The following is a 13,650-nucleotide window of genomic DNA, read 5'->3' on the forward strand; positions in this document are numbered from 1 at the left end:
CTAACCGCAGAGAAGCTTTTCCGCGATCAGCCTGATTGATTCGAAACTAGGATATATTGAGCAAATAGATGACCACGGTCACTGTCGCGATGCTCAGAATCGTGCTCGCGAGCACGGTCTGTGACGCGAACTCCTTCTCGTTGTCGAACTCTACCGCCAGCAAGACGCTGCTGAGCGAAGTCGGCACCGCGGACGAGACGATCAGTGCTGATGCCAGAAGTCCATGCAGGTCCATCAACCGTACGACTCCCCATGCGAGCAGCGGGCCGGCGATCAACCGAAGCGCCACGGATATGCCGACATCGACGGCCAGCTTGCGATTGAGCGACCCCCGCATGCTTCCGAGCTGGACGCCTAACGTAAATAACGCGGTGCCGATGAATGCGTTCGCCAAGTAACCGACGGATATGTCGATCGATTGGGGCAGCGGCACTTCGAAGCCTCTCATTAGAAACGCGAGCGGAATCACGTAAATAACCGGCATCGACAAAATGACGTTGCGAATGTTGCGCCAATCGGCCTTGTGGGCGTTGACGCTGTAGATGCCGTACGTATTCGGCACGAGCGACTGCATCATCATAATGATGACCTGCACCGACAGCGTATACGGATTGCCCGAGAACGCGAGCTGGTTGATCGGAATGCCGTAATTGGCGCTATTGTAGAAGAGTACGCTGTTGCGCATCGCGCTGCGTCTGCCGCTGTCGTGCTTCCTCAGCCGGACGACTGCCTCCACGATCGCATATTGCGCCAGCATGAACGCGACGAAGAACGCAAGCACTTGTCCTAGCAGATGTAATTTGATATCCGTCTCGTAGAGCAACTGAAACATGATCGCCGGCGAGAATAGGTAGAAATTAAGCTTCGAAAGCGTTCGAATATCAAGATCGAAAATCCGTTGCATCACGACGCCGACGCCGATGACGAAAGAGAGCGGAAGTACGTTGTTCCATAAAATGTGCAAAAAGATGTCCATGTTGTCTACTTTCCGTTGCGGGATTAGGTAAATCTATTATCGGCCCCATGCTATAATAATTCAACCTACTAAATTTTTCGAAGGATGAGCTTCATGGCTTTCGGTATTACCCGCGCGGAGCTCGAAGCGTGGAAAGCGGCGGTGAGCCGCGGCGACATCGCCTATATGACGCATTACTGGCTCGACCCCCGTTTCCCCGGCATACGCACCGTGACCAAAGTCGGCTGCTCCGATTTAGCCAAGCTCTCTTCGTGGTGCGTCGCGAATGGATTAAACCCCCGCTATATCCACAACCGGCCGCCGTACCCGCACTTCGACCTCATCGGTCCGAAGCAAGCGGAAATTCTTCGCCGCGAAGGATTGTTCGGCCAACTGGAACGATTTAAGCCGAACGATAGGTAACCCGATAATATCGCGCTATTGCGTCCCAAACCCGAACAAAAATCCCCTCCGCCAACTTCTCCTGAGCGAAGGGGATATCGTTATAAGGCACCGAACTAACGATTCCACTGAAAGCCGATTTTGTTCAAAAACGCCCGCGCGAGCAGCATATGGCCGGCCTGCGTCGGATGGACGCGGTCCCATGCCAGCGTTGCCGCGTACAGTTCCTTCAACACCTCGTCGAACGCGGCCTGCGTATCCACGAACAACGTCCCGCTGTCCTCGGCGACTTGGCGGACGATCGCGCCGTACTCGTCCATCGTGCGGCGCATCGCGTCGTTCTCGTTGCTCTCGATATAGAAAGGCGTCATCAGCACGAGACCTCCGCTTAGAACGGGTTTCGTCGCCGCGACGAGCTTGCGCAGCGTCGCTTCATACTCCGGCTTGTACACGTGCCACTCTTTCACGAAAGGCGTGTCGTACTGCCGCCAGACGTCGTTCGTTCCGATCATGATCGACAGCCAATCCGGCTTGCGGTCGAGAACGTCCTCCTGCCATCTCGCTTCAAGATTTACGACGGTATTGCCGCTGATTCCGGTATTCACGACCCGAATGCCCAGCTCGGGATATACCGCCTGAAGCAGCGCGTCTACGATCGAGACGTAACCTCTGCCCAGCGCTCCGAATAACCCTTCGCCCGCAGGCCTCGCGCGTTCGCAGTCCGTAATGGAATCGCCGATAAACAATAGCTTTTGTCCTTTTTGCAGTAGCACGGGGTCATCACTCCAGCTCGACGTTATTTTATGGCTGTTTGAACGCGTTGTTCCAACATCTGCGGCATACCGGCTTGTAATCCTCGTTGCCGCCGATCTGGATTTGTTCGCCTTCGTTGACGGGGACGCCGTCGCGGAACCGAATGACCATCGTCGCTTTGCGGTCGCAATACCAGCAAATCGTCTTGATCTCTTCGATCTTGTCGGCTTGGATGAGCAAGTTATAACTGCCTTCGAACAGTTGATTCTGGAAGTCGTTCTTCAGCCCGAATGCCATGACCGGAATGCCGAGCTCGTCCACGATCCGCGTCAGCTCGAGCACTTGGCGCTTGTTCAGGAATTGCGCCTCGTCTACGAGCACGCAATAGATCCGATCGTTGCCGGATGTCGGCTTATAGCCCTTCACGCTCTCTAATAAATTCGTCTGGGCGTCGACCGGAATCGCCGGACGCGTCATGCCGACTCGCGATCCTACCTGATTTACGCCGTCTCTCGTATCGATCGCGGGCGTAAAAATAATGACCGGCTTTCCTTGTTCCTCGTAATTGTGGGCGACTTTGATGATTTCGAAAGATTTGCCGCTGTTCATCGTGCCGTATTTGTAATATAACTGCGCCAACGGTTTCCCTCCAAAGTTGATGATCGTAGCCCAATTATACTTGCTCGTTAAAGTTTGTGCCATTAAATCCGCAATCGTTATCTTCGTCGCCTTCGCGTTATTTGTCGAAGATTTCCCTCGCCGAAAACATTAATGGTAAAAAATATTAAAAATAATTTATTTTTATATCATTCGACATCGAAATGGTTTTTTTGACCTATATTTTGACTTGTTTGCAGTAAAAGATGGTATATATTTACTATTTTAAATTATGCTTGTTTTGTAATATGGTTGTTTTTGGAGCTGGCCAGCTTTAAACACTAAACAATGGAGGCTTTAATCGTGAAGAAGGTTAAGAAATTAACATCCGTATTGTTAGCAACGGTAATGATGATCGTATTCGCACAATCGGCATTTGCTGACTACTATACGAACCCTAACGGTTCCACCGGCACGGCAATTACTATGGCGATAGGCTCTACCGTAAACAGCCAAATTGGCGTCCCTCTAGAAACGGATTACTTCAAAATCAACACCGGGACGAACAAGAACGTTAAAGTCACGTTGAAAAGTCCGTGCACGACCTTTTATACGGGTCCGCATTATGAGTACGTGAATGTGTCGTGTTTGAATTTCGACGTCGCCGTTTTCAAAGTAGTTGACGGCGTCATTTCGCTGGTTACGAACGCTACTTATACGCAGGGCGGCTCCGGCGGTACTGACATTGTCTCGTTCAATACGTCCGGCTCAACCCAATTCTATATTAAAGTATACGGTCATCCGCCGACTTCTATCGGAACGAATCCTTTGGGCCAACCGATTTACAATTATAATTACTCGGCCGCATCGAGCTATCAACTTAAAGCCGTATACAATTAAGTTAGCCGAACATTCGTAATACAGGAACGGCAAAGCCCCGCCGGTCGATTAGACCGGGGGGCTTTGTCGTATCTTGCTGATTCGATTACCCTTGCAAACCTTTCTTCACCCAGCTTGCTACTGTTGCCGTACGTTTCGCTTGATGAACGACCGCCGCTTGGACGTCCTCGACCATCGCGCCGTTCTGATCGACGGTTACGCTCGTGCCGTACGGGTTGCCGCCCGCCGCGAAGGTGACCGGGTCGGTGTACCCCGGGGCTGCGACGATCGCGCCCCAGTGATACATCGTCGTGTACAACGACAAGATCGTCGCCTCATGGCCGCCGTGCGTATTGCTCGCGCTCGACATGGCGCTGACGACTTTGTTCGCCAATTTGCCTTGGAACCATAGCCCGCCTAACGTATCGAAGAATTGCTTCATCTGCGCCGGCAGATTTCCGAACCGGGTCGGCACGGAGAATATATAGGCGTCGGCCCACTCCATGTCCGCGTTGCTAATGACCGGCACGTCTTTGGTCGCGTCGACATGCGCCTTCCACGCGGGGTTCGAGGCGATCGCCGCTTCGGGCGCCAGTTCGGGCACGCGGAAGATTCGGACCTCGGCGCCGGCTTGCTTCGCGCCTTCGGCCGCCCATTGAGACAGCTGGTAGTTCGTACCCGTGGAGCTGTAGTAAATGATCGCCAATTTTACATCGGACACGCCTTTTCACTCCTATTCGCCATTTCGTACCACGTACAGCATTCCCCGATCGGCTTCCGTTTCATTCATGCGCTTAAAGCGCGCCGTTTACACTCTTACCAGCGGAAAATCGGAGCGAAGCTCGGCGATGAAGTCCGGCGATTCATGCGCCGTACTGGCAACGAGCGGCGATACCGGGTACATATCGAAATCCGCTTTAGGCTGCGAGTGAAGCATCGCGATCAAAGCATCCGCGCTCGTCTCCACCGGGTTCAACCAGATGTCCATCCCGTTACGATCGAGCACGATCGGCATCGCGTGATCGGTCCCGAACGCCATGCCGGCCGTGATGACCGTGCACATCGGAAATTCATTCTTCTCGGAATCGAGCCATATATCGTAAATCCCGGGCATGGCGAACGTCCGCTTCTCGCGGTGGATGACGCGCCATGCTTGCCTGGTTTTACCCTCCTGCTTCCAGATGTAAAATCCGCTGCAAGGCACGACGCAACGTTTTTTCTTCAGCATGGCTCCTAGATACGGTCTTTCGTTCAAGGTCTCCAAGCTCGTATTGATCGAGCTTTTGCCCCAGTACGGCATGAGCCCCCAGCGCTGCTGGTTCAAGCAACGCCCCCCGCCCATCTTCTCGATAACGGGAACGAGCTGGGTCGGCGCGATGTTGTAACGCCGATTATAAGGGATCTGTACCCGATCGATCGCGAACTCATCGGTCAAGTCCGACAATTCTGCCGTTAATGTATAGCGGTTACACATAAAATCAGCCCACGCTTCCCGAATATGGATTCGGGTTAGTGTGGGCTGCCGCCAGGTAAAATATGCATGGGTTGGAAACTCGATCTGCGCTCCAATTAATGATTTACTTTCTTTGTCTTTTTTTACAATCGATTTCATACTATTATACGGGATCGACTCGAACAATCAGGCTGCCGCAACGCTTCCCGACTCATCAAATCATGATAGGAGCAGTGGATCATGAAAAAGAAATTATTGATTTTCGTATCCGTAATGGCGCTTTTCCTGGTTTCTTTTTCCAATTCGGTTTATGGCGATGGAATCAAATCAAGCGTCGATACTTATTTCCAGTATCAAGTTAATTACTTCAGTTGGGACGTCAAAGTCAAGGCGGTTGCTAAATTTCATACAACAAGGGATCCTGACGACATCTATTATGCGAAATGGCGTATTCTGCTTAAAGAGTTACTTCCCAATGGCGGCGAGAGGGTGATCATGAGTCAAACTCTCGATTGGAGAAACGATTTATACAACAAAACAGACATGACAATAAAGTCGGAGCCGCTGGCTATAAACAAAAAATATTATTTGTATTCGGATATTGTAGTCGAAATTGATCATTTCGATTTTTTCGACTTTTTTTTCTTCACCAATTACTGGGCAACCGATGAATTTTATGACGAAGCCTATTTCAGTATTTAATAAACGTGGCCCGGGGTTTCACACCAGAAGTCGCCGTTTTTGCTGCTGCCTTCTAATCCGCGTAATACATGAATCCGATCGCTCCGGGTCCCGTGTGCGCCGTAATGACCGGCGTCGCCGGACGGACGGTAACCGGCGCCGAAGTGAATCGGGCGATTTGCTCCGTCAGCTTCTCGGCGAGCGGTAAATTATCCGCATGGGAGATGCCGATGCCCCGCACGGTCTTGCCCGCGGTATCCTGCTCGAAGCGCTCGATTAACGTCTTAATGACCTGGGACATGTTGCGCACGCGGGCTAGCGGCGTATATACGCCTTTCTCGAGCATCGCGATCGGCTTGATGCTTAGGAGCGAGCCGATCCAACCCGCGGCTTTGCCGATTCGTCCGCCTTTAATGAGGTTGTCGAGCGTATCTACGACGACGAACAGAGAGGTTTGGCCTAGCACTTCCTTCAGGCGGGCTACGATACTAGCCGCGTTATGACCGTCCCTCGCCATCCTGGCGGCCTCGATCACTTGAAAGCCCAGCGCCTGCGAGATCATCTCCGAATCTATGACTTCCACGCGGCTCGCCGTCATCTCCGCCGCCAAGCAAGCCGCATTGTACGTACCGCTTAATCCGCCTGCCATATGAATGGATAGGATCGTATCCCCGTTCTCGCCAAGCCGGTTGTACGTATCGACGAAGACGCCGACGGGCGGCAACGACGTCTTGGGCAGCTCGGAGCTTCCCCTCATCTTCTCGATGAATTCGAGCGGAGTGATCGTCACGTTGTCTAAATAAGTCTCCCCGCCAACGTACACGCTTAGAGGAACGACTTCGATGCCGTATTTGTTCAGCCATTCTTTCGGAAGATCCGTCGTCGAATCCGTAACGATTCTAATTCCAGCCATAAGGTCACCTTCTAGTTGAGATACAACCTTCATAGTATACCCATTCGCCGGCCGATTGAAAATGCGACTTCCATCGCGCCACCAAGGACACAGATGAAGATAGTACTAAAGGTCCTACTGCGCATATGAAAAAAGTCCGATAAGAGAGAGAAGAAACTTGACACATCACACTCTACAATGGGGGCATCGCGTTTGAAAATCACCAACATCTCGGTAAAAACCCGACTTCTGCTTATGCTGTTCGTTCCGCTTGTGCTGTTTGCTTGCGCCGCGTTGTATTTGGTTAAATTGAACTCGGACACGATCGACGATTTCTCGAAGAATTTGTACGAGAGCGGCAGCCAAGTGTCTACGTTGGTCCTCAACGCGGATCGGGATATGTATCAAGCCTATAGCGATTATTTGATCGTCGTCTCGCCGATCACGGACGCGAAACAGAAAGAAACGGCGATGAAAGACTTCGACGACAACCTGAAACAGATCCAAGAGCGTCTCGCTAAAGCACAGGAGCTTTCTGCAGGAAGCGGCATCACGACTATCGTGCACCCGGAATCGAAGCAACCGATCTCCGAAATCGCAGAGCTGTTCGGCAAAGATCTTGCTGCATGGATCGAACAGACGACGCAACGCCTCCAACAGCCGAAAGCCGATCCGAACGCCGACGCCGAGATTGCCAAAACGTTCGAGAGCGCTCGAAACCATATCGATAAAATCGAAGAAATCATCGAGCAATTCCAATTGCAAACGATCGAGGACGAGAAAGCGGAAGGCAAACAAACGACGATGGGCATGTATATATGGCTGATCGTTGAATGGATCGTACTGATCGTATTCGGAATGTTCCTCATCAGGCAAATTACCCGCACGATCAACCAAGTTCGCGAGAAAGCGCAGCGCGTGTACGACGGATTCTTGGATAAACCGGCGGAAATCGCTTATACGAAAGACGAACTCGGCAGCATTCAGCGCGCGGTCGACGGCATGATCGTGCGGATGCGCGATTTGATCGGCAGCATCGCCGACAACGCCCGTTCGGTACAGGCGTCGACGAACGAGCTAGGCGTAAGCGCGAACGAATCGACGAACGCGGCGTCCCACGTCGCGGAGAACATTCAAGAAGTGACCACGCTCGTAGAGACGCAATCGAAGATCATGGATGAATCGAGCAGAGCCATGGAAGAGATGACGATCGGCGTGCAACGGATCGCCGAAAGCACGGGCACGATATCCCAACATGCGAACGATACGAACAAACAAGCGGAAATCGGCAACGAGCTGCTTGTCAATTTGAAATCGCAGATGGAGCTCATGTCTTCCGAGATCGAACGGCTGAACGATTCGGTTACCGTCCTGAACGAGAAGTCCGCCGAGATCGGAGCCATTACCGAGAACATTACGGGCTTCGCGAACCAGACCGGCATTCTCTCGCTGAATGCATCCATCGAGGCAGCCCGCGCGGGCGAACACGGACGCGGCTTCGCCGTCGTCGCCGGAGAAATCCGCAAGCTGGCGGCAAGCTCTCTCGAATCGGCGAACAGCATTAACGATCTCGTCTCCGATACGCGCGCCGAGATCGACCACGCAAGCGGCTACATGCGCTCTACGCTAGCTCAAGTACAACGGAGTGCCGCTCTCATGCAGGAAGTCTCGGAAGGCTTCGCATCGATCGTCGGGTCGATCCGTCAAGTCGCCGAGCAAATTCACGAGACGTCCTCGGTGACCGAGCAGATGTCGGCCAGCTCGCAGGAAGTCGCGGCAAGCATCGACCAGTCTTCTTCTTCCGTGCGGGAAGTTGCCGCCAAATCGGAGGGCGTCGCGGCGGCGACGGAGGAGCAACTCGCTCTTGTCGAGAGCATCGCCCGTTCCGCGGATCAGCTTAACGGAATCGTGCGCAGCTTGAACGCGGCGGTGGAACAATTCAAGCTCTAACTGGATGAAGTTACCGCGAATAATCCGCGCCCCATTCGACTTTCCCTCGTCGAGCGGGGCGCGTTTTCGTGTTATGATGGGAACAACAACCTGAAGCCGCTAAATGCTATTACTCGCGGGGAAGGAGCTCATCCCTATGGCACAACCTAGAGAACTGTCGATATTGAGCGTACCTTTCGATTTAGGCGCCGGACGCAGGGGAGCGGCCGACGGTCCTGCGGCCATCCTGCAAGCCGGACTCGAACGAAGACTGCGATTGCTCGGCTTCGACGTCGACGACGCCGGGACTGTAACTTACGAGACAACAACAATCGATTCGCAAAGCTCCGATAGGCTTAGAAATTTAGCCGAAGTATCCGACGTGACAACCAAGTTGGCTGCAAAGGTGTCGGGCATCTTGTCCGCCGGCCGATATCCGCTCGTGCTCGGCGGAGACCATAGCATCGCCATAGGCACGATAGCGGGACTTTCCCCGCAGTATCGCAGGCTCGGCGTCATCTGGATCGACGCGCATACGGACCTGAACACGCCGGAGACGACGGAATCGGGCAACATACACGGCATGTCGCTTCGCGTAGCGCTGGGAGAAGGAGACGAACGGCTGACCCGCATCGGCGGCGACGGTCCGAAGATCAAGCCGGAGAACGTCGTATTGATCGGCGGGAGGCAGCTCGATCCCGGCGAGAAGGCCTATATTAAAGCGAACAACATCGCCTGCTTCACGATGCACGACGTCGATCGGCGTGGCATGAGCCGAGTCATGGAGGAAGCGATACGCATCGCCGGAAGCGGCACGGACGGCGTCCATCTTAGCTTCGACATCGACAGCGTAGACCCCGGCGAAGCCCCCGGAACGGGAACGCCGGTGCACGGCGGGCTCAGCTACCGCGAGGCGCATCTAGCCCTGGAGCTGCTGTGCGAATCGGGCATCGTCACTTCGGCCGAATTCGTCGAACTCAATCCTTCTTGCGATAACGGCGGCAGGACGACGAACCTGACGCTTGAACTCATCTGTTCGCTTCTCGGCGAACGAATATTATAATCTCAAACTGTTCTTGGAACACAAATAACAACGATTTGCAGTTATTGTCGACTATTTGATGTCGTTACCGCCGAATAACAACGATTTGCAGTTATTTCAGACACAAATCAATCAAATCGCGATTTTATGAAAAATAACCGTCGATTTGTTGTTATTTTCCCAAAACACATGACATCCCGATAAATAACTATCAATTTGCTGTTATTCGCTCCCCCATAACGAAAAGAGGCCAATGAGGATTTTCCTCATTGGCCTTATTCGCGCGCTACAGCAAGCCTGCATATACGAGCCCGTTCCGGACGCCTCCCTCATCGACCCGCGTCGTGACGTAGTCGGCGAAAGGCAATAGTTCCTTGTGCGAATTGCCCATCGCGATGCCTAGCCCGACGAGCTCCAGCATCTCTTTATCGTTAAGCCCGTCGCCGAAAGCGACCGCTTCCTCCGTCTCGATTCCGAGCGTCGCGAGCAGCGCCCCGATGCCGTCCGCCTTAGACCCCGTGCGGGTAAGCACGTCCATCGCATTCGGGTGCCAACGGACGAACCGCAAATTCGGCAGCTCATTCGGGTAGGCATGCTCCTCATGGCTCTCGCAATGAAGGAACGCTTGATATACGCTTTCCGTCTTCCAGAAGCTCGGATTCACTTCCGGGTGCCGCACCTTCAGCGATTCGATCGAATCGAACACCGCGGTATGTCCTTCTTCGCTCGCGTAATAGTTATCCTTGCCCTCGAATACGAGAGGATGGCCGTTGCGAGACGATAACTCGACAAGCTTCTCCAGATCTTCTAGCGGTATCGTGCGCTGATACACTTCCTTGCCTCTATAGACGACGTATGCGCCGTTCAAGCTGACCCAAGAATCGATGCCCAGCTTCTCCGCGATCGGTTGGAAGAAGTAAGGCGCCCGACCTGTCGCGATGACCGGCTCGACGCCGCTCATCTTCAGCTTCCGGATCGCGTCAACCGCATCCTCCGGCAGCTTTTTATCCTCGTCCAGCAACGTTCCGTCAATGTCGAAAAACACGATTTTATAAGCCATGATAAGAGCACGGTTCCTTTCTTCCGCCTAAAAAGCGATCGTTGCTCTCTATCATCGTATAAAAGCGCCGCGCTGTAAATCTCTAAATCTCGGAATTCGACTGAATTTCACCCCGTGCGACGCTCACATCCGCTCGCTGACGACCTTCGCTTGCATGAACAGCAGCAAATAATCGCTTCCGCCCGCCTTGGAATCGGTGCCGGACATATCGAATCCGCCGAACGGGTGCGCGCCGACCAGCGCGCCCGTGCATTTACGGTTAAAGTAGAGGTTGCCGACATGGAACGACTGCCTGGCTTGCTCCAAATGCTCGCGATTGCTGGATATGACGGCGCCGGTCAGCCCGTATTCGGTGTCATTGGCGAAGGCAAGCGCCTGCTCGAAGCTGCTCGCTCTTGTAAAGGCGACAACGGGACCGAATATTTCCTCCTGCGAAATTCTCGCTCGGCTGTCCACGTCGGCGATGATCGTCGGCTCGATGAAATAGCCTTTCGGATTGCCCGGTCTGCCTCCCTGCGCGATCCGCCCTTCGGCGCCGCCAAGCTCGATGTAGGACAGGATCTTCTCGTACGCATGAATATCGATTACGGGTCCGATCGAGGTCGATAAGTTGCGGGCGTTGCCGACGGTTAGCCTTTTCGTCTTCTCGATCACGCGGGACAGCACGTCGTCGTACGCCTTCTCGTGGATGATCGCCCTGGAGCAGGCGGAGCACTTCTGCCCCGAATAACCGAATGCCGACGCCGTAATCGCATCGGCAGCCGTTTCCGGATCGCTGTCCCCGTCTACGATGATCGCGTCTTTGCCGCCCATCTCCGCGATAACCCGCTTGATCCATCGTTGCCCCGGAGCGACTCGGGCCGCTCTCTCGTTGATCCTCAGCCCGACTTCTTTAGAACCCGTGAACGCCACGAAACGCGTCAGCGGGTGCTCGACGAGATAGTCCCCGATCTCGCTTCCCGGTCCCGGCACGTAGTTGACCACTCCCGGCGGAAGTCCGGCTTCCTCCAGCAATTGCACGAACTTCGCGGCGATAACCGGAGTCGGGCTCGCCGGCTTCAATACGACGGTATTGCCCGCCACGATCGACGCGGCCGTCATGCCTGCAAGGATCGCCAGCGGGAAATTCCACGGCGGAATAACGAGACCGACGCCCAGCGGAAGGTAAGTCAGCTCGTTATGCTCGCCGTCGATAGGAGCTAGAGGCCGAGGTACGGCAAGCCGCTCCATCTCCCGGCCGTAAAATGCCATGAAATCGATCGCTTCGGCCGTATCGGCGTCAGCCTCGGGCCATGTCTTGCCCGCTTCGTAGACGAGCCATGCCGAGAACTCGTGCTTGCGCCGTCTAAGTATCGCCGCGGCTTTGTATAAGAGACGCGCTCTTGCGCCTGCGCCCGTCTTCTTCCAGCTCTCGAAGGCGCTTGCCGCCGTCCGAACCGCGCGATCCGCGAGCTCTTGATCCGCCAGGCTGACCTGGCCGACGACTTGCTCGAAGAAAGAAGGGTTGATCGACGCAAGCGTACGGGAAGTCGCGATGCGCATCCCTCCGATAACGAGCGGATAATGAAGCCCCAGCTCGGACTCCACTCTTTGCAACGCTCCTTCGAATGCCGCCTTGTTATCCGGCTTGGAGAAATCGGTAAACGGTTCGTTCCGAAACGGCGTCATCATCTCGGATCCCATCCTCTCGGGGTCGGTGAAAGGCTTATACATCAGCATATGCACCGAATGGGTGGGACGGAAACGACCGAGCGTTAATAAATTAAGGCAAGGGGGTGTTCTTATGGATCCGCCTGAATCGGCATCAGAAGCCGTCATAAGGCAATTCGACCGGTACGGCGCGCGCAACTACGAACCGCTGCCGGTCGTCATCGCCAGAGGGGAAGGCATATGGGTATGGGACGCGGAAGGCAAGCGCTATATGGACTTGCTTAGCGGTTACTCCGCCCTCAACCTGGGCCATCGCCATCCCGCGGTCATTCGAGCGCTGAAGGACCAAGCCGATCGGATCACGCTGACGTCTCGCGCTTTCTATAACGATCAGCTCGGGCTATTCCTCGAGCAAGCGGCGAAGCTCACCGGCAAGTCGACCGTCCTGCCGATGAATACCGGCGCGGAAGCGGTAGAGACGGCGATCAAAGCGGTACGCCGCTGGGCTTACAGGTATAAAGGCGTCGCGCCCAAGCAAGCCGAAATCATCGTATGCGAAGGCAATTTCCACGGCAGGACGATCACGGTTACTTCCTTCTCCTCAAGTCCGGAGTATCGGGAAGGCTTCGGTCCCTTCACGCCCGGTTTCCGGCTCGTTCCGTTCGGAGATATCGAAGCGTTAAGGACCGCGATTAACCCGAACACCGCGGCGTTCCTCGTCGAACCGATACAGGGCGAAGCCGGAGTCATCGTTCCGCCTCCGGGTTACTTGCGGCAAGCGAAGCAGCTATGCAGGAAGCATAACGTCCTGTTCGTAGCGGACGAAATCCAGACGGGCTTCGGCCGAACCGGCAAGCGATTCGCATGCGAATGGGACAACGTCGTTCCGGACGCGTATATCTTAGGCAAGGCGCTTGGCGGGGGCGTAATGCCGATTTCGGCCGTCGCGGCCGATCACAGCGTCCTCGGCGTCTTCGAACCGGGCTCGCACGGCTCTACGTTCGGCGGCAATCCGCTCGCCTGCGCGGTCGCGATCGCGGCGCTCGGCGCAATCGAATCCGAGAGGCTCGCGGATCGGTCGCTTGCGCTTGGCCGTTACTTGATCGATCGGTTGAAGCAACTGCGCAACCCGTTGATCCGCGAAGTCCGAGGCGCCGGACTATTCGTCGGCATAGAGCTGATCGTTCCCGCCAGGCCGTACTGCGAGCAGTTGCTTAATGACGGATTCCTATGCAAAGACACGCACGGGAACACGATTCGGATCGCTCCTCCTCTTATCATCACGGAAGCCGAACTGGAATGCGTAATTGCCGCTATACATTCGGTGCTAACCTCGTAACGGATGCGGAGGTGTGTT

General features: G+C 54.6%; 14 protein-coding genes. 6 read left to right on the top strand and 8 right to left on the bottom strand.

The genetic code is table 11. The features are described 5' to 3' along the window. Positions 1 to 46: 46 nt before the first annotated feature. Positions 47 to 976 carry an AEC family transporter gene (locus COHPA_RS0105205; RefSeq protein ID WP_027085143.1) on the bottom strand — a complete coding sequence of 310 codons (930 nt, stop codon included), beginning with the start codon at positions 974 to 976 and terminating at the stop codon, positions 47 to 49. A gap of 93 nt (positions 977 to 1,069) precedes the next feature. On the opposite strand from COHPA_RS0105205, the gene COHPA_RS0105210 reads away from it, so the two are divergent. Then, a complete protein-coding gene (locus COHPA_RS0105210; RefSeq protein ID WP_027085144.1) occupies positions 1,070 to 1,378 on the top strand; it encodes a hypothetical protein in 309 nt (102 codons plus the stop codon). A gap of 95 nt (positions 1,379 to 1,473) precedes the next feature. On the opposite strand, the gene COHPA_RS0105215 is transcribed toward COHPA_RS0105210, so the two are convergent. Together COHPA_RS0105215 and COHPA_RS0105220 are read right to left on the bottom strand one after the other, a co-directional pair. Next, the gene (locus COHPA_RS0105215; RefSeq protein WP_027085145.1) at positions 1,474 to 2,130 is read right to left on the bottom strand and encodes an SGNH/GDSL hydrolase family protein; all 657 of its coding nucleotides are present in this window, start codon (positions 2,128 to 2,130) and stop codon (positions 1,474 to 1,476) included. A 28-nt stretch (positions 2,131 to 2,158) separates the two neighbouring features. Next, positions 2,159 to 2,749 carry a thymidine kinase gene (locus tag COHPA_RS0105220; RefSeq protein WP_027085146.1) on the bottom strand — a complete coding sequence of 197 codons (591 nt, stop codon included), beginning with the start codon at positions 2,747 to 2,749 and terminating at the stop codon, positions 2,159 to 2,161. Positions 2,750 to 3,070: 321 nt separating this feature from the next. Here COHPA_RS0105220 and COHPA_RS0105225 point away from each other — a divergent pair, with 321 nt between their 5' ends. After that, complete coding sequence (locus COHPA_RS0105225; protein ID WP_027085147.1) at positions 3,071 to 3,607, top strand: hypothetical protein; 537 nt, start codon at positions 3,071 to 3,073, stop codon at positions 3,605 to 3,607. 85 nt (positions 3,608 to 3,692) lie between these two features. On the opposite strand, the gene wrbA is transcribed toward COHPA_RS0105225, so the two are convergent. Further along, on the bottom strand, positions 3,693 to 4,307 hold the full coding sequence (wrbA, locus tag COHPA_RS0105230; RefSeq protein ID WP_027085148.1) for an NAD(P)H:quinone oxidoreductase: 615 nt from the start codon (positions 4,305 to 4,307) through the stop codon (positions 3,693 to 3,695). 87 nt (positions 4,308 to 4,394) lie between these two features. Beyond that, positions 4,395 to 5,060, bottom strand: a complete 666-nt coding sequence (locus tag COHPA_RS0105235; protein WP_027085149.1) for an SOS response-associated peptidase — start codon at positions 5,058 to 5,060, stop codon at positions 4,395 to 4,397. A gap of 219 nt (positions 5,061 to 5,279) precedes the next feature. On the opposite strand from COHPA_RS0105235, the gene COHPA_RS0105240 reads away from it, so the two are divergent. Continuing rightward, entirely contained in the window at positions 5,280 to 5,741 is a 462-nt protein-coding gene (locus tag COHPA_RS0105240) for a hypothetical protein (RefSeq protein WP_027085150.1), read from the top strand. A gap of 52 nt (positions 5,742 to 5,793) precedes the next feature. Here the strand turns inward: COHPA_RS0105240 and COHPA_RS0105245 are convergent, their stop codons facing one another. Then, positions 5,794 to 6,633 (bottom strand): DegV family protein, encoded by an 840-nt coding sequence (locus COHPA_RS0105245; RefSeq protein WP_027085151.1) that lies wholly within the window; start codon positions 6,631 to 6,633, stop codon positions 5,794 to 5,796. A gap of 192 nt (positions 6,634 to 6,825) precedes the next feature. Here COHPA_RS0105245 and COHPA_RS0105250 point away from each other — a divergent pair, with 192 nt between their 5' ends. After that, positions 6,826 to 8,562, top strand: a complete 1,737-nt coding sequence (locus COHPA_RS0105250; RefSeq protein WP_027085152.1) for a methyl-accepting chemotaxis protein — start codon at positions 6,826 to 6,828, stop codon at positions 8,560 to 8,562. A gap of 136 nt (positions 8,563 to 8,698) precedes the next feature. Continuing rightward, a complete protein-coding gene (gene rocF / locus COHPA_RS0105255) occupies positions 8,699 to 9,604 on the top strand; it encodes an arginase (protein WP_027085153.1) in 906 nt (301 codons plus the stop codon). A 265-nt stretch (positions 9,605 to 9,869) separates the two neighbouring features. Here rocF and COHPA_RS0105260 read toward each other — a convergent pair whose 3' ends face one another. Both COHPA_RS0105260 and pruA read right to left on the bottom strand, forming a co-directional pair. Then, positions 9,870 to 10,643 (bottom strand): Cof-type HAD-IIB family hydrolase, encoded by a 774-nt coding sequence (locus COHPA_RS0105260; RefSeq protein ID WP_027085154.1) that lies wholly within the window; start codon positions 10,641 to 10,643, stop codon positions 9,870 to 9,872. Between the two features lie 123 nt (positions 10,644 to 10,766). Further along, a complete protein-coding gene (gene pruA, locus COHPA_RS0105265; RefSeq protein ID WP_027085155.1) occupies positions 10,767 to 12,314 on the bottom strand; it encodes an L-glutamate gamma-semialdehyde dehydrogenase in 1,548 nt (515 codons plus the stop codon). A gap of 112 nt (positions 12,315 to 12,426) precedes the next feature. Here pruA and COHPA_RS0105270 point away from each other — a divergent pair, with 112 nt between their 5' ends. Beyond that, complete coding sequence (locus COHPA_RS0105270; RefSeq protein ID WP_027085156.1) at positions 12,427 to 13,632, top strand: ornithine--oxo-acid transaminase; 1,206 nt, start codon at positions 12,427 to 12,429, stop codon at positions 13,630 to 13,632. Positions 13,633 to 13,650: the final 18 nt, after the last annotated feature.

Origin of the sequence: Cohnella panacarvi Gsoil 349 (assembly GCF_000515335.1) — a bacterium.
GTDB classification, from domain to species: domain Bacteria; phylum Bacillota; class Bacilli; order Paenibacillales; family Paenibacillaceae; genus Cohnella; species Cohnella panacarvi.